Source organism: Colwellia meonggei (genome assembly GCF_057537295.1).
Genome location: NZ_BAAJLZ010000011.1, coordinates 1 through 20,122, shown reverse-complemented (window position 1 = coordinate 20,122; position 20,122 = coordinate 1). Strand labels below are relative to the sequence as shown.

17 protein-coding genes are annotated in these 20,122 nt (G+C 37.3%); 8 read left to right on the top strand and 9 right to left on the bottom strand.

Annotated elements, in window-relative coordinates; genetic code table 11:
* The gene (gene trpB, locus AC27E9_RS17925) at nucleotides 1-1,254 is read left to right on the top strand and encodes a tryptophan synthase subunit beta (RefSeq protein WP_487132571.1); all 1,254 of its coding nucleotides are present in this window, start codon (nucleotides 1-3) and stop codon (nucleotides 1,252-1,254) included.
* The gene (trpA, locus tag AC27E9_RS17920; protein ID WP_487132569.1) at nucleotides 1,254-2,081 is read left to right on the top strand and encodes a tryptophan synthase subunit alpha; all 828 of its coding nucleotides are present in this window, start codon (nucleotides 1,254-1,256) and stop codon (nucleotides 2,079-2,081) included. Before trpB ends, trpA begins: the two co-directional genes overlap by 1 nt.
* Nucleotides 2,082-2,236: 155 nt before the next feature.
* On the opposite strand, the gene AC27E9_RS17915 is transcribed toward trpA, so the two are convergent.
* Complete coding sequence (locus AC27E9_RS17915) at nucleotides 2,237-3,064, bottom strand: hypothetical protein (RefSeq protein ID WP_487132567.1); 828 nt, start codon at nucleotides 3,062-3,064, stop codon at nucleotides 2,237-2,239.
* 461 nt (nucleotides 3,065-3,525) lie between these two features.
* Nucleotides 3,526-5,208, bottom strand: coding sequence for a glutamine--tRNA ligase (gene glnS / locus AC27E9_RS17910; RefSeq protein WP_487132565.1), 1,683 nt, complete (start codon nucleotides 5,206-5,208; stop codon nucleotides 3,526-3,528).
* A gap of 308 nt (nucleotides 5,209-5,516) precedes the next feature.
* On the opposite strand from glnS, the gene AC27E9_RS17905 reads away from it, so the two are divergent.
* The 3 genes from AC27E9_RS17905 to AC27E9_RS17895 all read left to right on the top strand — a co-directional run bounded on the left by AC27E9_RS17905 (nucleotide 5,517) and on the right by AC27E9_RS17895 (nucleotide 8,432).
* A complete protein-coding gene (locus AC27E9_RS17905; protein ID WP_487132563.1) occupies nucleotides 5,517-6,458 on the top strand; it encodes an alpha/beta fold hydrolase in 942 nt (313 codons plus the stop codon).
* A gap of 126 nt (nucleotides 6,459-6,584) precedes the next feature.
* The gene (locus AC27E9_RS17900; protein WP_487132561.1) at nucleotides 6,585-7,307 is read left to right on the top strand and encodes a substrate-binding periplasmic protein; all 723 of its coding nucleotides are present in this window, start codon (nucleotides 6,585-6,587) and stop codon (nucleotides 7,305-7,307) included.
* Nucleotides 7,308-7,391: 84 nt separating this feature from the next.
* Entirely contained in the window at nucleotides 7,392-8,432 is a 1,041-nt protein-coding gene (locus AC27E9_RS17895; protein WP_487132559.1) for an energy transducer TonB, read from the top strand.
* 21 nt (nucleotides 8,433-8,453) lie between these two features.
* Here the strand turns inward: AC27E9_RS17895 and AC27E9_RS17890 are convergent, their stop codons facing one another.
* Nucleotides 8,454-8,801 (bottom strand): DUF3718 domain-containing protein, encoded by a 348-nt coding sequence (locus tag AC27E9_RS17890; RefSeq protein ID WP_487132557.1) that lies wholly within the window; start codon nucleotides 8,799-8,801, stop codon nucleotides 8,454-8,456.
* Nucleotides 8,802-8,917: 116 nt separating this feature from the next.
* Nucleotides 8,918-9,601, bottom strand: coding sequence for a hypothetical protein (locus AC27E9_RS17885; protein WP_487132555.1), 684 nt, complete (start codon nucleotides 9,599-9,601; stop codon nucleotides 8,918-8,920).
* A gap of 157 nt (nucleotides 9,602-9,758) precedes the next feature.
* Here AC27E9_RS17885 and AC27E9_RS17880 point away from each other — a divergent pair, with 157 nt between their 5' ends.
* Nucleotides 9,759-10,256 (top strand): VOC family protein, encoded by a 498-nt coding sequence (locus AC27E9_RS17880; RefSeq protein WP_487132553.1) that lies wholly within the window; start codon nucleotides 9,759-9,761, stop codon nucleotides 10,254-10,256.
* A gap of 71 nt (nucleotides 10,257-10,327) precedes the next feature.
* On the opposite strand, the gene AC27E9_RS17875 is transcribed toward AC27E9_RS17880, so the two are convergent.
* Complete coding sequence (locus AC27E9_RS17875; RefSeq protein WP_487132551.1) at nucleotides 10,328-10,888, bottom strand: DUF4136 domain-containing protein; 561 nt, start codon at nucleotides 10,886-10,888, stop codon at nucleotides 10,328-10,330.
* A gap of 565 nt (nucleotides 10,889-11,453) precedes the next feature.
* Between AC27E9_RS17875 and AC27E9_RS17870 the strand changes: the two genes are divergently transcribed.
* Nucleotides 11,454-13,178 carry an acetolactate synthase 3 large subunit gene (locus tag AC27E9_RS17870; RefSeq protein ID WP_487132549.1) on the top strand — a complete coding sequence of 575 codons (1,725 nt, stop codon included), beginning with the start codon at nucleotides 11,454-11,456 and terminating at the stop codon, nucleotides 13,176-13,178.
* Nucleotides 13,178-13,681 (top strand): acetolactate synthase small subunit, encoded by a 504-nt coding sequence (gene ilvN / locus AC27E9_RS17865; protein ID WP_487132547.1) that lies wholly within the window; start codon nucleotides 13,178-13,180, stop codon nucleotides 13,679-13,681. The genes AC27E9_RS17870 and ilvN overlap by 1 nt, the downstream gene beginning before the upstream one ends.
* A 71-nt stretch (nucleotides 13,682-13,752) precedes the next feature.
* On the opposite strand, the gene AC27E9_RS17860 is transcribed toward ilvN, so the two are convergent.
* From AC27E9_RS17860 to rlmKL, 4 genes are read right to left on the bottom strand one after another with little or no spacing between them, the layout of a single operon-like run.
* Nucleotides 13,753-15,546 (bottom strand): DUF3466 family protein, encoded by a 1,794-nt coding sequence (locus AC27E9_RS17860; protein ID WP_487132545.1) that lies wholly within the window; start codon nucleotides 15,544-15,546, stop codon nucleotides 13,753-13,755.
* A complete protein-coding gene (gene uup, locus AC27E9_RS17855) occupies nucleotides 15,539-17,443 on the bottom strand; it encodes an ATP-binding cassette ATPase Uup (RefSeq protein ID WP_487132543.1) in 1,905 nt (634 codons plus the stop codon). Before uup ends, AC27E9_RS17860 begins: the two co-directional genes overlap by 8 nt.
* Nucleotides 17,444-17,446: 3 nt before the next feature.
* Nucleotides 17,447-17,677 (bottom strand): glutaredoxin family protein, encoded by a 231-nt coding sequence (locus tag AC27E9_RS17850; RefSeq protein ID WP_487132541.1) that lies wholly within the window; start codon nucleotides 17,675-17,677, stop codon nucleotides 17,447-17,449.
* Nucleotide 17,678: 1 nt separating this feature from the next.
* Nucleotides 17,679-19,808, bottom strand: coding sequence for a bifunctional 23S rRNA (guanine(2069)-N(7))-methyltransferase RlmK/23S rRNA (guanine(2445)-N(2))-methyltransferase RlmL (gene rlmKL / locus AC27E9_RS17845; protein WP_487132539.1), 2,130 nt, complete (start codon nucleotides 19,806-19,808; stop codon nucleotides 17,679-17,681).
* Between the last annotated feature and the right edge of the window lie 314 nt (nucleotides 19,809-20,122).

Below are 20,122 nucleotides of genomic sequence, written 5' to 3'. Positions count from 1 at the left end.
ATGACTGTAGAAAATAAAGGGAAAAAAATCTTACCAGCATACTTTGGTGAGTTCGGTGGCATGTTTGTTGGCGAATTACTTGTGCCAGCACTAGAACAATTAGAACAAGCATTTATTGAGTCGCAAAGTGACGAAGCTTTTCTAACCGAGTTTAATAACTTATTAACTAATTATGCGGGCCGTCCTACGCCACTAACTTTATGCCGTAATATTGTTGAAAACCCACTAGCAAAAATTTACTTAAAACGTGAAGACTTATTACACGGCGGCGCACATAAAACCAACCAAGTGCTTGGCCAAGCCTTGCTAGCAAAACGTATGGGGAAAACGGAGATTATTGCTGAAACCGGTGCCGGCCAACATGGTGTTGCCACCGCTATAGCTTGTTCGTTACTTGGCTTAAAATGTAAAGTTTACATGGGCGCAGTAGATTGTCAGCGTCAGCAACCTAACGTATTTCGCATGAAGTTAATGGGCGCTGAAGTTATTCCTGTTACTGCTGGCAGTGGCACATTAAAAGATGCCGTTAACGAAGCACTACGTGACTGGTCTGCCAATTATGATAAAGCGCACTATTTATTAGGTACAGCTGCCGGCCCTCACCCTTTCCCGACCATAGTACGTGAATTTCAAAAAATGATCGGCGAAGAAGCAAAGCAACAATTGCTTAGCGAAGAAGGTCGACTGCCAGACTACGTTATTGCCTGTGTTGGTGGCGGCTCAAACGCTATTGGTATGTTTAATGACTTTATTCCAGATGAAGGCGTTAAATTGATCGGCGTAGAAGCCGGTGGTAAAGGAATCGACAGCCAGCATCACGGCGCGACACTGGTTGCAGGTACAAAAGGCATGTTACACGGTAACTACACCTACATTATGCAAGACGACAATGGTCAAATTGAAGAGTCTTACTCAGTATCTGCAGGCTTAGACTACCCGGCAGTTGGCCCACAGCACGCACAATTAAAAGACTCAGGTCGAGCGCAATATGTGCCAATTAATGACGATGAAGCACTTGAAGCATTTCAATTACTGGCTAGAAATGAGGGTATAATTCCCGCTTTAGAGTCTTCACATGCGTTAGCACAAGCATTAAAAATGGCTGACGAAGTGACTGAAGAAACAATATTTTTAGTTAATTTATCTGGTCGTGGCGATAAAGATTTAGCGCACGTAAATGCAATAATTTCTCCGAAAACAGCAGAGCAAAGTACTCTCGATGGCAGTAAAGTAAAGCATAGAGGAGAAGCGTAATGAGCCAAGTTAACCAAATTACCACCCGTTATGACCAAGCCTTTAAAAATTTAGCAGAAAAAAATGAAGGCGCATTTATCCCATTTGTCACTATTGGCGACCCAAATGCCGAGCAGTCATTTGAGATAATTAAAACCCTAATTGACGCTGGTGCTGACGCCCTTGAGCTTGGTATTCCGTTTTCAGATCCAAGTGCTGACGGTGTAACTATTCAAATGGCAGCATTACGTGCCTTAAAAGCTAATGTTAATACTGATGTTTGTTTAGATATTCTAGCGCGTGTGCGTGCTTATGCGCCTGATATGCCAATTGGCCTATTACTTTACGGCAACTTAGTGTTTGCCCGTGGTATTGATAAGTTCTATGCTGATGTAGCCGCAGCAGGCGTTGATTCAGTATTAATCGCCGACTTGCCAATTCGTGAGAGTCAGCCATTTAGAGCAGCGGCAATTAAACATGGTGTAGCGCCTATTTTTATCGCCCCACCTAATGCTAGTGAAGAAACATTAGAAAAAGTCGCGCAATTGGGTGCAGGTTATACCTATGTGCTTAGCCGTGTTGGTGTAACGGGTACAGAAACGGATGCGGAAATGACCGGACATAAACTGATCAATGCCTTAAACAACTTTCAAGCAGCGCCATCAGTGATTGGTTTTGGCATTTCAAAGCCAGTACAAGTAACCGAAGCATTAGCAACGGGCGCAAATGGTGCAATTAGTGGCTCAGCAGTGGTTAAAATCATTGAAAATAACTTAGGCGATAATGACGCTATGCTAACAGCATTAGCTGAATTTGTTACTTCGATGAAAGCAGCAACTAAGCTTTAGTTGTGGCTTAATGAAATAGCCTAATCTAGCAGAATTTGATTAGGCTATTTTCGATTTAATGACGATGTAGAGTAACTGTTACATAGTTATACAGGCGTATTCATGTTGTGAAGCAAGGGTATCGCTCCCATTATTTTCCCCACTTTAACAGCTTGTTAAACATCTATTGGATTGATACCAGATATACTTAATTCAAAATGGTGCTTTCTCTTATAGTCGGATAAATCTATTTCTTGAAAGCTAATTTCATCAAGTTTACTCTCAGTAGGAGTAACTTGCCCTATGCGAAAAATACATTTTGCTTTCGGAGAAAAAGCAAATTTTATATAGAAATTATTAAATTGAGCGTCTAATTGATAAATAAAGTTTTCATTCTTCTGCTCCCTTATAACTTCAATATTCATAACTTTTGGCATACGAAAGTCAGGAATTTTGTACCCAACAATTACTATTGGCTTATGATTGAGAGCATTAAAGTCAGCATTAGACCTTAGCCAGTTAATTGATTCTTTAAATTCCAGCAAATATTCAGTAGGAAGTAGTGAAACCAAAATCTTAAGTAGTGATTTATATACATTCAAAGTAGAAAATGTACTTCCTTTTGATAATATATTCTTTTCAAATTTTCCAACTTCTTTAGATTCAATATTTAAATATAGATTATCCGATGATAGTGTAACATTTCCATTCACTTGTTTTTTTGTATAACCTTTTTTCCCTTTTAATCCTGTAAACCAAGACGGAGGAATGAATTTACTCAGGTCATTTTCTATTCCTTGGCCGAATAAACGATTACATGAGTCACACTCATCAAGAGTAAAGATACTTTTATTACCAAGAAACTCAGGTATTGAGTGTGAAATATTTTCAAAAGAGCAGTTACTTTCTTTGCAAAATCGGCAAATTTTTTGACTTTCTCCAATTTCAATCGCTGGGCGTTCAGAAAAATTGTTTTGCGTGTGCTGAAATATAATTTCTACCATGATTACCCACTGCCATTTAACAGATTATTATGTAGATGTCTCATTAATTATCACCTATTACCATTTGAACCAAAAAACAATATCCTTTATTTTCAATAAGCTTACCTTTCACCCTACTTGTGAGTAACTAGGTATAATACTAAGAAGCTTTAGTAATATGCCTATAATAACCTTATTTTTATAAAACTATTTCAATAACTTAAGTTCAATCAGCCACTTTCGATATTATTACTAGGAATTTCCAATAATACGCATGACTTATTCATTAAAAAATAACAATTCATCGACGTGCATGGACGCACTAACACCTCGAAAGGCAGGATGCCTGAGAGAGGCATGAGCATCGCCATTCCTTCACATCCATGCGATCATGACATACGGCTCTTCCTGAGCGTAAAAAAGCTCATAAGCGTTAACTTATGAGCTTTTTAAATATTAACAGAATTTTCGTTTGATATTGATTAGCCTGAGATTTTCGCCCAAGTATCACGTAAACCTACGGTGCGGTTAAATACTAACTTACCCGCGGCTTTATCTTCTGCTGAAATTTTATTATCAAGACAGAAGTAACCTTGGCGTTCAAACTGAAAGGCTTTTTCTGGCTCAGCGGCAGCTAGGCTTGGCTCTACTTTCGCGTTAGAGATAGTAACTAACGAATCAGGATTAATTACAGTATGAAAGTCTTCTTCCGCGCCTGGGTTAGGTACAGTAAATAAACGGTCATACAAACGAACTTCAGCATCAAGGCTTTGCTCAGCAGCAACCCAATGAATAACCCCTTTTGGTTTCGTACCGTCAGTTGGGTTTTTACCTAAAGTGTCTTCATTGTATTGACAATAAACCGTAGTTACCTTGCCTGCTTCGTCTTTATCACAACGGGTAGCAGTTACCACATAAGCACCACGTAAACGCACGGCTTTATCAAGCACTAAACGTTTGTATTTCTTATTTGCTTCTTCTCTGAAATCTTCCGCTTCAATGAATAGCTCTTTAGCAAATGGTACAACGCGAGAGCCTTGACTTTCATCACTTGGATGATTCTTAACATCAAGGTTTTCCACTTGCCCTTCTGGGTAGTTCTCAATAACCAATTTAATTGGATCAAGCACTGCCATTGCACGTGGTGCGTTGTCATTTAGATCTTCACGGATACAAGCATCTAGTACGCTCATTTCCACGGTGTTATCCATTTTTGTTACACCAATGCGTTTGGCAAATTCGCGCATAGACGCAGGCGTGAAGCCGCGACGACGAAATGCAGCAATGGTTGGCATACGAGGATCATCCCAACCACTAACTAAGTTTTCTTCAACTAAGTTATTGAGTTTACGTTTACTCATTACCGTATACTCAAGGTTCAAGCGAGAAAACTCATACTGATGCGGTGTACTTTCAATAGAAATATTTTCAATTACCCAGTCATATAAACGGCGGTTGTCTTGAAACTCTAACGTACAAATTGAATGGGTAATGCCTTCAATAGCATCAGAAATACAATGAGTGAAATCATACATTGGGTAAATGCACCATTTGTCACCCGTTTGGTGATGGTGAGCAAATTTAACGCGATAGATAATTGGGTCACGCATACACATGAAGCTTGACGCCATGTCTATTTTTGCACGCAATGCACATTCGCCTTCTTTGAAGCCACCGTCTTTCATTTTTTCAAATAATGCTAGGTTTTCTTCAACTGAAGTATCACGGTAAGGACTATTTTTACCGGGTTGTTTTAATGTGCCACGATATTCACGTGTTTCTTCGGCATTTAAAAAACATACGTACGCTAAGCCTTTTTCAATCAACTCAACAGCGTAGCCATATAAACGGTCAAAGTAGTCAGAAGAATAATGAATATCCCCCGCCCATTCAAAACCTAACCATTTAACGTCTTCTTGAATAGAGTTAACGTAATCAATGTCTTCTTTTTCAGGGTTTGTATCGTCAAAACGTAAATTACATAAGCCTTGGTAATCTTGTGCGATACCAAAGTTTAAGCAAATTGATTTCGCATGACCAATATGTAAAAAACCATTTGGCTCTGGCGGAAAACGTGTTTGCACACTGCTATGCTTACCACTAGCAAGATCGGCATCAATAATTTGACGAATAAAATTTGTTGGACGGTTTTCTACTTCCGACATCCACAGAACCCCTAAAAATTGAGAATAAATTACGATAATGCGCCATTATATCAATAGATTTAATAAAATCGCACCTAAAGATTCACATTACTTTATAAATTTTTAGCTACGATTACATGACTAATTTTAAAGAGTTTATTTCGCACTATTTATAAGTAGTTAAAAGAACAATTTTTTTGCTACTACAAAATAACTATTCAATAAGAAAACTATTAAGAATACATGTATTTCAAAACAGTCATTCACATCAGACCAGTTAATTGCTATGTTACGAAAATTAAATATTAATAATGCTAAAAGCTCCGATAATGTCTGAAAAATCATCGATTACACCATTTAAAAACATTAAACCAATGACGTTAGGTAAGTTAGTTAATTGGCAGCAAAAATCAAAAAGCCAAATGACCGTAAATGGTTATTACCGAGCTGGTGATGCATCAGGTGAGCGTATTCATTTACTACACGGTACTGGCTTTTCTGCTATGACACTTGCAGCAATGGCATCTAATCTACCAATTGATAGCTCGATTTGGTTAACAGATGTTCCTGGCCATGGCTTATCTACTCAACCCTCTAAACGTATGCCAAATTGGCAAAAAATGGCGGATACCATAGCTGACGCTATTTACCAGCAAGCTGATGTAGAAAAAAATGGCCCATTAATCGGTATAGGACACTCTATGGGGGCTGTTTTAACTTTACTTGCCGCTGCTAAATACCCGAATCTATTTAGCAAAATAATCTTACTTGACCCTGTGCTATTTAAAAATGAAATGATTGTTGCTCAGCAGCTAATGCGAGCAACAGGAGCATGGCGTCACAGGGCGTTAGTAAAATCGGTAAGCAACCGTACAGCGAAATGGCCAAATATGGCAACAATGTGCAATGAAATTAGCAGTAAATCATTCTATAAACCCTGGCATCCTCAGGTTGTCGAAGATTACTGTCAATATTCAACTATCACTCGTGTGGATAAATCAGTGCAATTATCATGTGATCCTAAGTGGGAAGCGTCTATATTTGGCTCATATCCGAAGGGCCTTTGGCAAGCGGTACGGAAAATCAACATACCAGTCGACATTTTATTAGCGAAAAACACTTACTTCTTTATTCCTTCAGCGGTGAAGCGCGCAGCTAAAATTAACAACAACATACAATGGCAAATGTTTGGTGAACACCATTGTTTTGCTATGGAACAACCAATTGAAACAGCAGCAGTTATATCAACATTGTTATCACAGAAAAAATAGCTAAAATATATTCAGAAATGGCGTTTTAAGCACAGTTTTTTGTACAATTAAATGAAATTATTATTTATTTGAAATAAAATGCGCTATGCCCTTATCTTTATTAAGGGAATTATTCGGAAATGCATTTTGAAATTATTATACTCGCTAATTATTATTAGTTACTTTAGTTCTTCCGTATTTGCGCAAGAACAAACATTAGAAATTGTAACCGAACATTGGCCGCCTTATATAGTGCAAGCGTCTGATGTAAAAGGTGAAATTTCCGGTATAGTGACAAAAAAAATTAAAGCCATATTTGACAATACAACACTTAAATATCAAATTACGGCATACCCGTGGGCACGTAGTTATTATCTAGCGAAAACCAAGCCAAACACCCTTATTTACTCAATTTATAAAACCGAGCAACGCTCCAAGCACTTTAAATGGTTTTGCCCTATTCATGATAAAACCCCGGTAAATATCTATAAGCTGAAAAATAACCAAACCGACATTACTAACTTAATTTCACTCGAAAATGCTATTGTTGGCGTACTTCGAAACGACAATAGCCATAACTATATGCTAGATAAAGGCTTTATCGAAGGAAAAAATTTACTCGTTTCATCAAATGAAGAAAATAACATTCATCATTTACTAAGTGGTAAAATAGATGCCGTAATCCAATCTAGAGAGGCTCTGCTATACCGAATTAAAGATAGCGGCGTAACCATTGCTGACTTCGATATAGGCTTTCAATTGCATAAAGAAGGCAATACTGAACATTGTATGGCACTAAGCAACAACTCTGATCCAGAGTTAATTAAAACCGTAGAAAATGCATTTAATACGTGGCTGAAAAATAAATAACCCCTTCTGAGGCTAGATCCAGTATTTCTCTACAGTACAGAATGCGTTAATATAAGAGTGATCAAAATAACAAGGATGTAAAAAATGAATAAGTACTGCCTTTTCGGCCTAATTTCAGCGCCATTATTATTTGTTAAAGTTGAAGCTATTGAGCTATCAAAGCACTTAAGCACTACAACTGATCCAGTTCCCATTTCACGAATCAACCCTAAATATCCAATTGATGCAGCTAGAAATCAGCGAGAAGGCTGGGCACGCTTTAGTTTCATTATAGAAAAAGACGGCACTGTTTCTAATGTAATAAATACAGAAAACTCAGGTAGTAAAGACATTACCCTAGCAGCCAAAAAAGCACTATTAAAATGGAAGTATGAACCTGCAATGGAAAATGGCGAACCTATTCAACAATGTGTGAATAGCGTGCAAATGGATTTTAGAATGAACGAAAACGGCACAACTGGTGCAACTAAACGCTTTAGAAGTTTATTTTCAAAAGCTCAAGGAGCATTGGTGGAAGAAGATTTCACACAAGTCGATAAATATTTAACTAGTTTGAAAAAAATTAAATATATGCATATGTCTGAGAATAATTATTTACAGTTATTACTCGCGAAATACGCACGCGTTCTAGGTAATGAAAGTAAGCAACTATCACATTTGTATAAAGTCAGGTTTGCATTTGATGACGGAAATAGTAAGCAAGAGTTATCAGTTTTACAACAGCGCTTTGCCTTAGAAGTGAAACTCAATCGGTTCAAAGCAGCTTTTAGAACTTTTGAACGTCTAAAAAAGAACAAACTAGCAAAGCCTTATTTAGAACAATATCAATTACTCATTAATCAAATAGATGATCTTATTGGCTCTAATGAAAATATCATTGTAGATGCTAATATAAGAACTAACGATTACTGGCAATATCCGCTTGTCCGTAATGAGTTTAGTCTTACGAATATTGACGGGGAGTTATCAAAAATGGATATTCGCTGTGCTAACAAGCGCCATGTCTACACTGTTGAAGAAAACAATACTTGGCAAATTCCAGAATCATGGCAGCAATGTAATATCTTTATTTATGGTGAAAATGACACAAAATTCACCGTTGTTGAGCATCCATTTAAAGTATAAAGTTGCTATAAGCACGTATTGTTACTTAATACGTGCTTTGGCCATATCTGCCATTTGTGGCGACAAGCTTGACAAAGCATTTAGTTCACTTTCTAACACCGCTTTTGGTAGCTTTTTGATGAGTAGTTGACCTACTTCATTTGCCTTTTTTTTCGCAGCAAATATCAAAATATTATCTTTATCACAACTTACATCTTTATAAACATTTCGTAGCTTTAATCTACTTGCCTTCAGCAACTTTCTTAATCGGCTTTTGTCATCTACTGCAACGTATTCGCAAATATTTTTGGCGACATTAAAGCTATAACTTTTTGGTAAAAAGCTTAGCCAGAGTATGGTCAGAATAAAAATTGTAGTGAACAACTTCATAAATACCTCGCAACTCAATCAGCAGTGATTTTGCTTTAAGTTTAGCTGGAATTATGAAAATAACTTGCGAATTGAAGCATTAATTAAATCACAAACTAATAAAGGCTATTTGCCCTTTAATCCATATATATAATTAGCAATTCGCAATTTAACGGTGCTAACTCCAAAGTATCCTCTTTGGGTTTAAAAACATCAGCATTACGCTGGCCCATGTGAGTTTGCTTCAATTCACGTGTTAACCAATAAGATTGAGATATATCATCATCAGTTTTTATCTTTAATTGCTTACCGTTAAAAACATAGTTTCCATTTACTAGCGCTAGCTCGTCTTCATAGATACCTTTTTCATATTCAAGTATGAATCGCCCATTATTTTTAAACATTATTGTTGCGTCGGCAAAAGCACAATATTGTGTCCTTAAATATGGCGGCATAATTGCTTTAGTATTATTTTCATTGCGTATATATAAACCGATATGGTTTTCACTATAAAAATGCCTTCCTTGTGCAAACGAGAGGTGCTGCGGTCTACTTAGGTTTTCAGCTACTAAAATTGACTCAATTGCTTGTAGCATACTTAGCTGTCTATAATTTGGATGGGTGGTAATTGTTGTTGTCAAAAACTCCTCAGGAACAGTAATATCTGTATGCTTTACCTTTACATTTAAGGCCAGCAATTGCCTTTCAATTGCCGAGATTTTTTCTTTAGAAAATCCCTGATTGGTAATATGAACATAAGTCTGACTGCAAGCCATTAATAAACAAAATAGCACTAATACGACAAATTTAGAAACATTCACGTAAGCTCATTCCTTCAGTATAATTTTTAGTATTATTATCAAATAAATTATTGATTTAATTTAAAATGATAACAATAAGTTAAAATAAAATGAATTGCTATTGAGCTTTTTCAGGTCATTATAGCTACCGCCTAATCAGGTAACTAACGAGAGTATAATGAGTTTGAAAAAGAGACTAATTAATAGCATCGCCTTATCGTTTTTATTTTTAACTACGATAAGCCTGGCAGCAGCAGTTACACAAAAACCGATGACACAGGGACTTAATCATCTAGGGCTAACGGTAAAAGATTTACCGGCTTCCGCTAATTTTTTTATCAAAACACTTGGCTGGAAAAATGCTGGTGGTTACCCTGATTACCCATCGATATTCGTAACAGATGGCGCGTTATTTTTGACTCTTTGGCAAACTAAATCTAAAAATGAAACTATTGAATTTAATAGAAAAAACAATGTTGGATTACATCACCTTGCACTCACTGTAGCCAGTGAAGAAGCATTGCATGAATTACATCGAAGATTTAAGTTAATGCCAAATGTGATGATAGAGTTTGCGCCAGAATTAAACGGTAAAGGGCCAACAATTCATATGATGATTAGAGAACCTAGCGGCAATAGAATTGAATTTGCTTATAATCCCCCTAGAAACAACTAAATTTGGACAATAAAAGAGCGCAAATTAATTGCGCTTTTCTTACTTTAAATCAATGCTCTAATTATCAAGTGTTAAAACTGAGCAACGACTTGTTCAACAACAGTTTTAATCGCTTTACTCGGGTTGTCTTGATCAGCTGATTTGATGCGTTTAACTGCCCAACCATGCCAAACCGGCTGGCGGCTTTTAACATCATAAACGTCAATAGCAAGCTTACCTTCAGTATAATTCCTAACATGAGTCTCATTAGCGATGCCAATACCGCCATAATATCTATGTCCCCATACTAAATTCGTACGATATGTTGTAGGTAATGAATCAACTTTTACCTTTTCTCGGCTTCCCATGGTGTAAGAGATAGTAAAATCTGCTTTTTCTGCGTTATCAACAAGCTGATAACCTTTAGCAACAAAAGCTTGTTCAATGGCATTATCAATTCTCACTTTCATTACTGGATTTACATCAACAGGCTCTGCTAATACTTTCGTTTCATTAAGCCATGCAAAAGTTTTATAGTGACTCGTTGAAATTTCACTATTTCGATCAAAGTTTACTCTAGCTTGTTGAGTTGATGCACAACCTGCAATACCGCCGATAAGTGCCAAAAGAATAATTAATTTACGTTTTAACATAAGTCCTTCCAATAACTTTGATGAATTGCAACCTATCAACAGGTTAACATACAAATAGCAAAAAACTGTTGATTTTTGTAACTATAAATACTGAAAATATAATAATAGATTAAGCCAAATAATAATAGTAAACTTTTAAAAATCAGCGACTTGTTGAGATTACTTAATTAAAATTTGTGAACTAAATAATACGAAGCACTCTTATATAGCTAGCTTAGATGACCTGAGATTTAGCTAATTAAGTTCACGATAATAGCAGTGAACATAACTTAGACAATATTTTTATTAGCAAATTTGTAATTTTCCATTGACAGCAATTACTAAACCCCTTAATACTATAAGCATTCACAATAAAGTTACTTTTTAACAGCAAGAAATAATTATTATAAAATGATATCAATAAATACACTTAACTCGCTCCTCAACGTCGTCGTGGTTTTCAAACATAGCGTGGGTGATATTGTGTGTAAAAAGTAAACGTACAAGTTTCAAAAATAAAACCCTCGCTCTGCAAAGACCGAGGGTTTTTTTATGGCAATTTAACTTTCAATTAAAGGGATTATGTATGACTAAAGAGCTTTACACAGGCGCAGAGCTAGTAGTAAAGGCACTTTCAGCGCTTCAAGTAAAATACTTGTTTGGCTATCCAGGTGGCACGGTACTAGATATATACGACGCATTATTTCAACAAGAAGATGTCGAACATGTACTCGTTCGTCATGAACAAGCTGCAACCCATATGGCAGATGGTTTTGCTCGTGCTACCGGAGAGGTTGGTGTTGTTTTAGCAACTTCAGGTCCTGGAGCAACCAACTGCATAACAGGGATCGCCACCGCCTATATGGACTCTATTCCTATGGTGGTACTGTCGGGCCAAGTGCCAACAGGTTTAATTGGTGATGACGCGTTTCAAGAAACGGATATTGTCGGTTGTTCTCGTCCGATTGTGAAGCACAGCTTTAACTGTCGAGATATTGCGGAGATTCCAAATATTATCGCAAAAGCGTTCTACATTGCTAAAACCGGTCGTCCTGGCCCCGTTGTTATTGAGTTACCTAAAGACTTATTAATGCCAGGAAATAGCGCCGAGTATAAGTTAGAAAGCAACATAAAAATGCGCTCTTATAATCCGACGGTTAAAGGGCACCATCGACAAATTAAAAAAGCAGTGCAAGCTATTACACAGGCGAAACGCTTAGTTGTATACTCTGGCGGCGGTATTGTTATTGCTAATGCTGCAGAGTTACTAACAACACTCGTTGAAAAGTTAAATGCACCAATTACCAACACTTTGATGGGTTTAGGCGGTATTTCAGGCCTACATGATAACTTTATTGGTATGTTGGGAATGCACGGCAGTTTAGAAGCGAATAAAGCTATGGCTCATGCCGATGTTATTTTGGCACTTGGGGCAAGGTTCGATGATAGAGTCACCAACAACGTTAAAAAATTCTGCCCTAACGCAACTATTATTCACGTTGATATAGATCCAACATCAATATCTAAAACCATCAATGCTCATATACCAGTAGTAGGCTTAGTTGATATTGTCATTCAGCAAATATTGACAGAGTTAGCTGACGTTGATTTTGCTATTGACGAGGAAAGTAACACAAATTGGTGGCAACAAATAAATACTTGGCGAGAAGTGAAAAGTGTAAGTTACCAACAAGACGATGGAAAAATTAAACCTCAACGTGTAATTGAGGCAATGTATAAAGCCACACAGGGTGAAGCATATGTTTGCTCTGATGTTGGCCAACACCAAATGTTTGCCGCACAGTATTACCCTTTTAAGCAACCGCGTCAGTGGATAAATTCTGGAGGCTTAGGCACTATGGGTTTCGGTTTACCAGCGGCTATGGGCGTAAAAATGGCTTTTCCAGAAAGCCATGTAATTTGTATCACTGGTGACGGTTCAATTCAAATGAACATTCAAGAGCTGTCAACATGCATGCAATATAATTTACCTGTAGTTGTTATATCTTTGAATAATCGTTCTTTGGGGATGGTACGCCAATGGCAAGATATGATATACGGCGGCCGTCACTCTTCATCTTATATGGAATCGCTGCCCGATTTTGTAAAGCTTGCCGAAGCATATGGCCATATCGGCATGCAAATTAATACTTTAGACGAATTAGAGCCAACACTAGAAAAAGCTTTTGCTATTAAGAAAAAACTCGTCTTTGTTGATGTTTTAATTGATGAAAAGGAACATGTATACCCTATGCAAATACGCACTGGAGCCATTGATGACATGTGGATAAAGAAAGGAGTAAAGGCATAATGCGCCGAATTTTAGCAATATTACTGGAAAACGAGGCGGGGTCATTATCTCGTATTGTCGGTTTATTTTCTCAGCGAGCTTTTAATATTGAAAGTTTAACTGTAGCACCAACTGAAGATGCAAGCCTATCGCGTATTACCATAGCAACCAAAGGCGATGATAAAATTCTTGAGCAAATTGTTAAACAGGTTAATAAACTCATTGATGTAATAAAAATTACAGACTTGACTGAGCGTCAGCATGTAGAACGGGAGTTACTGTTAATTAAAGTTCTTGCGATGAACGACAAATCCCGTACAGAAGTTAAACGTATTACCGACATCTTTAGAGGGGCAATAATTGATATTGGTAAACAAGTTTATACCATTCAATTAACGGGAGATACTGGGAAGCTAAACGCATTTATTACCACGTTAGCGAATGAAACTGAGATTATCGAATCTGTGCGCTCAGGTTGTGTTGGTATAGCCAGAGGTGAAAAGGCGTTGCGTGCAAAGCAGTAGTAATACTGTAATTTACAGAATAATACAAAAAAGCCAGCATTAATGCTGGCTTTTATATAGAGAAAAGCGCTTTAGTTAAAGCGACGTCTTATTCCCGCAAACATTAATAACATTAATCCTGCAAAACCAAAGCCTGCACCTTGTCGTTCTACTTTCTCTTCTACAATACTACAATCTTCAATTTCGCCTTCAATTGGTTTCATGGTTATTGCACGAACAACATCTTCAAATAGTTGTTCACCCTTATCGTCCAGCATTAATTCACCTTTTGAATCACGACGAGGCACTTTGACAATTGCAGTCGCCGAAATTTCATTCGAGTCATTAATATCACGTGCTTCAATAACTGTATAATCGCTATCGCAGGCTAAGAAGTCATTAAGATCAGTGAATGTTTTTGCAGTCATATCATATAAAAAACCATGGGTTCGACGAGGATTACTCGAACTATCATTATGAGTTTCATACTCGCCTTCACCAACAATCATGCCGGCTTCATTAATCGCACGGGCTGTACTCGCACTACCAATAAAGAAGTCCTCTGGAAATGTCATTTCCATATTTTCAGCATTAGTATCTACATGATAGAACTTAGTTCTTTGACTACCATTAACAAAAGTATTTACATGGCCTACTGCAATTCCCGCATCATTGATATCGTATGCGCGAGAATCAAAATACTTACTATGATCATCAGTAAAGTCAGTGACAGTCCCATCTTTATATACTACTGCATAAAAGTGTCTAGTTTCTGTAGAACTTGGTTCGGTAACTTTTTCATCCCACCAACCATGGGCATAACCAACAACAACCCCATGGTTATTTACTGCCTGAGCATAATTAACATACTCGCGATTGTCACTTTCATGAGGTGTAACTAAATGGCCTAAAGTCTCTGACGTGACTGTTCCTTGCGCATCAATAGTCCACTTTATCGCCTCTGTATTGTAAACATTAGCAATAATACGCTGAACACAGATATCAAACGGAATATCATCTATAACATCAGGATCGGCACAACCTCCCGTGTCATCAGTAATAAAGTCAATAGCATCTTGATCAATACTAGTACTGGCGTAACCAACCGCAATATTCGACTCACTGATATCTAGAATTGCTGACTCACCACCAAAGCGCTGCTCAACTGGCAACTCTAATTCACTCGGAGGAATAATTTCGATGATACTTGCGCCGCCATCAGGAGAGAAAAAGCCACGAGTTGTAAAGTCGCGAGCCCAGTGAGTAACTTCATCACCGTCACTCTCTGTAAAGTCAATAGGTAAATATGGTGCAGAAGCGTTGCCATAAACCCAGCCTTCATTGGTAATACCGTTAATATACTCTTTCGTTGAGCGAGTATAAACATCGGTACCTACGAACTTTTTATCAAAAACGTTAAATAGCGTTGTTTCGCCATTAAAATTTGTCATTGCGAAAACATCGCCAACTTCTTGATATAGAGTATTACTCGTTCTAGACCTTAAAAAACGAATAACCCAAGATAAGTCATTCGCAGTCGGGCTTCCAGCTCTAAGTGCTGTTTCATCTTCAATATCATTAAGCTCATGAATAGCTTCAAATGTATCATTAGCTAACTTGACAATGGCATCGAAATCGTCTTCATCAAGATACTGAAATTGAACAGGAAAATTGTATATATCAGTACCGGAAATTGCTGCTTCACCATTATTATTTTCTTGTTGTGAGTAGGTATATTTTAAAGTTGAGACTGCGCCTTTATCGATAACTTGGTATGTGGCAGCATTAACAGCGGATATTCCTAATGCACTAGTGATACCTAATGCTAAAATCGATTTTAAAAATTTGTTCATGTAACTACTAAACTCACTATCGTTATTATTCATCTAATTCTTGCCACCTAGCATAGGCAGCTTCGAGGTTGGACTCACTTTCGGCTAACTGGTTCAATATTTTATTTGTTAGCGCTTGTTCTTGACTAAAAAAATCAGATTGATTCACTTGCTGTTGCAAGTCGTCAATCTGGTTTTCAAGCTCGTCAATTTGCCTGGGTAAATTTTCTAACTCTCTTTTTTCTTTAAAAGACAGCTTTTTCCTATTAGTAGACTCAGTATTAACTACAGCAGTAGTCTTCACTTTTTCTTCTTTTATAGCTGGCTTTATCATGGCTTCGCGTTGTTTTTCTTTATAAGCAACATATTCATCAACATCATCATAACCACCAACTATTTGCGTGATATGCCCTGTGCCATCAAAATACAAACAACTACTAACACAGTTATTAACAAAGTCACGATCATGGCTGACTAAAATAACCGTTCCTGCATAATTTGCAACGACTTCTTCCAGCAACTCTAAGGTTTCGATATCCAAATCATTAGTGGGCTCATCGAGTATCAATAAATTACTTGGGCGTAAAAATAAACGAGCAAGTAATAGGCGATTCTTCTCACCACCGGATAAAGCTCTAACAGGCGTTCTAGCGCGCTTAGGACTAAACAAAAAGTCTTGCAGGTAGCCCAATACATGGCGAGGCTTACCGTTTACCATGACTTCTTGCTTGCCTTCACCAACAATTTCTTGCACAGTTTTATTAACATCTAATGCATCGCGGTGTTGATCAAAATAGGCAACTTCTAAATTAACGCCTGAGCGCATTTTACCGCTAGTGGCTTCAAGTTTACCCATGATCATTTTAATCAAAGTGGATTTGCCGGTACCGTTAGCGCCAATAAATGCTAATCGGTCATTGCGAGTGATCAATAAATCCAAGTTTTTAATGATAACTTTATCATCAAATGCGATAGATACTTGCTCAGCTTCAAATACCAGCTTACCAGAACGGTCGCCTTGGGTAATATTCATAGTACTTTGATTACGAACATCACGACGAGCTTGGCGCTCTAACCTTAACTTTTCAAGTGCTCTAACTCGACCTTCATTACGAGTACGACGTGCCTTTACACCTTGTCTTATCCAAACTTCTTCTTCAGCCAGTTTCTTATCAAACAACGCATTTTGCTGTGTTTCTACTTGTAAGTCATGAGCTTTTTGTTCTATATATAAGTCATAGTTACCTGGATAGCTTTTCAATATTCCACGGTCAAGATCAAGAATACGTGTTGAAACACCGCGAATAAACGCCCTATCATGACTAATAAATAGTATTGTCCCGGCAAAATCTTTTAAAAATGACTCTAGCCACAACACACTTTTAATATCTAAATGGTTAGTTGGCTCATCAAGCAATAAAATATCTGGTGCAGTTACTAGTGCTTTAGCTAGTGCTAACTTGCGTAACCAACCACCAGAAAGATCACAAATACTATCATCGGCATTTAATGACAATGTAGTCATTACTTGCTCAATACGCTGTTCATCTTGCCAAGCATCAGCCAGTTCAAGTTGTTCTTGAACACTGGATAGTTTAGCTAAGTTTTCTTCTGAAGGATCTTCAGTAACATCATGGATAATCACATGGTAACGTTTAATTAAATCGGCATTTTTCTTTACCCCTTGGGCAATATAATCAAAAACACTGATATTTGAAGATTCTGGCGGATCTTGCTCAAGCATAGCAACTTGCATAGTACTAGATTTTAGCACTTGCCCATCATCCAAAACTTGCAAACCCATTAACACTTTCATTAATGTCGATTTACCGGCGCCATTTCTTCCGACTAAACAAATTCGTTCACCCGTTTGTACACTCAGGTCTGCTTTATCTAAGACTTTGTCTTCACCAAAGGCGAGTTCACCTTGTGAAATACGAATTAATTCCATAAATTACAACAACTCCAAAATTTGTTTTTGTTCGAACGGCCAGAATAATTTCTTTTGATCTTCTAGACGTTCTAATACTGGAATACTGATCCGGTACAAATCCACTAGCTTTTCATCATCAATAATATCAACAACCGTAATGTCGATTTCAGGCATCACTTGCACGCACAAGGCCAATGCGTCCTCACATAAATGGCAACCATCTGTACCGTATAAATTAAACTTAACCGACATACTAGTTAGCCTTACGCGTTAATAACCAACTGTTATGGATATGCTTATTACGTTGAAAATCTTTGTCTCTTGTTTTGTCACTCATTTCTTGCACATTAAGCCCCAAAGCAGTCATGGCATCAAAGTCCATTTTAAAATTACGCTTATTGTTGGTAAATATTAATTCACCGCCCTCTTCTAAAGACTTCAAGCCATCAGTAATTAAGCTAACGTGGTCACGCTGAACGTCAAAGCTTTCGCCCATACGTTTTGAATTCGAAAATGTAGGCGGGTCGATAAATACCACATCAAATTTTTGTTCATTATTTTTCAACCATTGTAAACAGTCAGCTTGAATAAACTGATACTTATGGCCTGATAAATTATTTAAAACAAAATTATCTTGCGCCCAGCTCAAGTAAGTATTTGACATATCAACCGTTGTTACAGAGCTCGCGCCATGCAAGGCTGCCTGCACTGATACCGAGCCGGTATAAGAAAATAAATTCAATAGTGATTTATTCTTTGCTTTCTTAGCAACTATTTGACGGGTTTTTCTGTGATCTAAGAATAAGCCTGTATCTAAATAATCCCACAAGTTAACTTTAAGCTTTGCGCCATATTCATTAACAACCATTGATTTCTTTGATTGCTCAACTCGTTGGTATTGATCTTTCCCCTTTTGCTTGGCACGGGTTTTAATAATCACCTTATCTGTTGCAACATCAAGCACTTTAGGCGCGAAATAAACCACTTCTTGTAAACGTTTAGCAACTTTTTCAGCTTCTATTTTTGCAGGAGCAGCATATTCATGAATAACAAGATGATCAGCATAAACGTCAACAGCAACATTGTATTCTGGAATGTCAGCATCGTATAAGCGATAGCATTCTACTTGCTCTTGTTTCAACCAACCTTTTAAGTTTTTCTTATTCTTTAATAATCGGTTAGCAAACGCAGAATCTTTTTGCTCAAACTCAGCATTAACATTACTACTAGCAACTTGCTTATTGTCTAAGTTATATAAGGCAAACTGACAATCTAGCGGACCATTTTTAAACTTATAACGTTTAAAACTAACCATTTTCATCATAGCAAGCAGTTCAACATTGGCCGTTAACACGGCAACACGCCAATTAGCAAAATGTGATTTAAACTTTTTACCTAACAGAGCAAAAGTTTCTACAAGTTCAGGTAACTCACCAATACGCTCACCATAAGGAGGGTTAAACAGTATTGTACCTGTTGGGCCAAAAGCATTTTTAATATCATTGGCATTTTTACAAGAAAACTCGATAAAACGCTGTATGCCAGCATTTTTAGCATTTTGTTGTGCAGTTTTTAATACGCGACTATCAAGGTCAACACCAAAAACTTTTGCTTTTAGTTGTGTTAAACCAACATGCGATTGCTCAATGGCGGCCGACTTTGCAGATTTCCATGCGTCGAGTTCATGACCCAACCAATAATCAAACCCCCATTGCGCTCTGTCTATACCTGGCGCGTAACCTGCTGCCATTAAAACAGCTTCAATCACGACTGTTCCAGAACCACACATAGGGTCAACTAAAGGTTTAGTGGTGTCTTCCAACCAACCTGAACGGGCAATGATTGCCGCAGCTAAATGTTCTTTTAATGGCGCAGCACCAGTATTTTCTCGATAGCCACGCTTAAATAAACTACGTCCGGAAAAGTCTAAGTAAATAGCTACCTTCTGCTTTAGTAATCTAGCTTGAAAGCTAATTTGTGGAGCTGACTTATCAACGGAAGGACGTTCTTCGTTTAACTCTCTAAAATGGTCAACAATGGCATCTTTTATCGTTAACGCTCCAAACTGCGTATTACGAATTTCATCACTTGTACCAACAAAATCGATTGCAAAGGTTTTATCTACTGAAAAAACATCAGACCAAACAATTGACTTTGCAGCAGCATATAACTCATCTTTATTTTCTGCAGCGCCCTCGCCTAGCTTAAGCAATACACGTGTCGCTAAACGTAAATGAAGGCAAATATGATAAGCCTGTTCAATGCTAGAGTAAAAATAAACTCCTTCAGGCTTTTGAACAACTTGTTCCGCGTTTAAATCTTTAAGTTCTTGCGCCAGTAATATCTCTATTCCTGGAGAGGTTAATGCTAAAAATTGCTGCATAAGGTTTTCCAATCTAATTTATGCCCGCGATTATAAACTAAAGAAGCACTTTACTTATAGCCATTTTACAAATTTGCGCAAAGTAACAACAAACTAAGAAAATATTTATGCTAATTTTGCTTAAATATCCGTAATTGAATGAAATACGAGTCATTCGAGAACAAAAAAACAACAAGTGAAAAATAAATAAGATTAAAGCGGAAAATAAACTTAAAACAGGTTGCAAATTACAGAATGTATCCTTATTATACGCCTCGCTTTCAGGGAGCAAGCATTTGCACCTTGGCGTATTCTTAAACTAGAATTAAAACAAG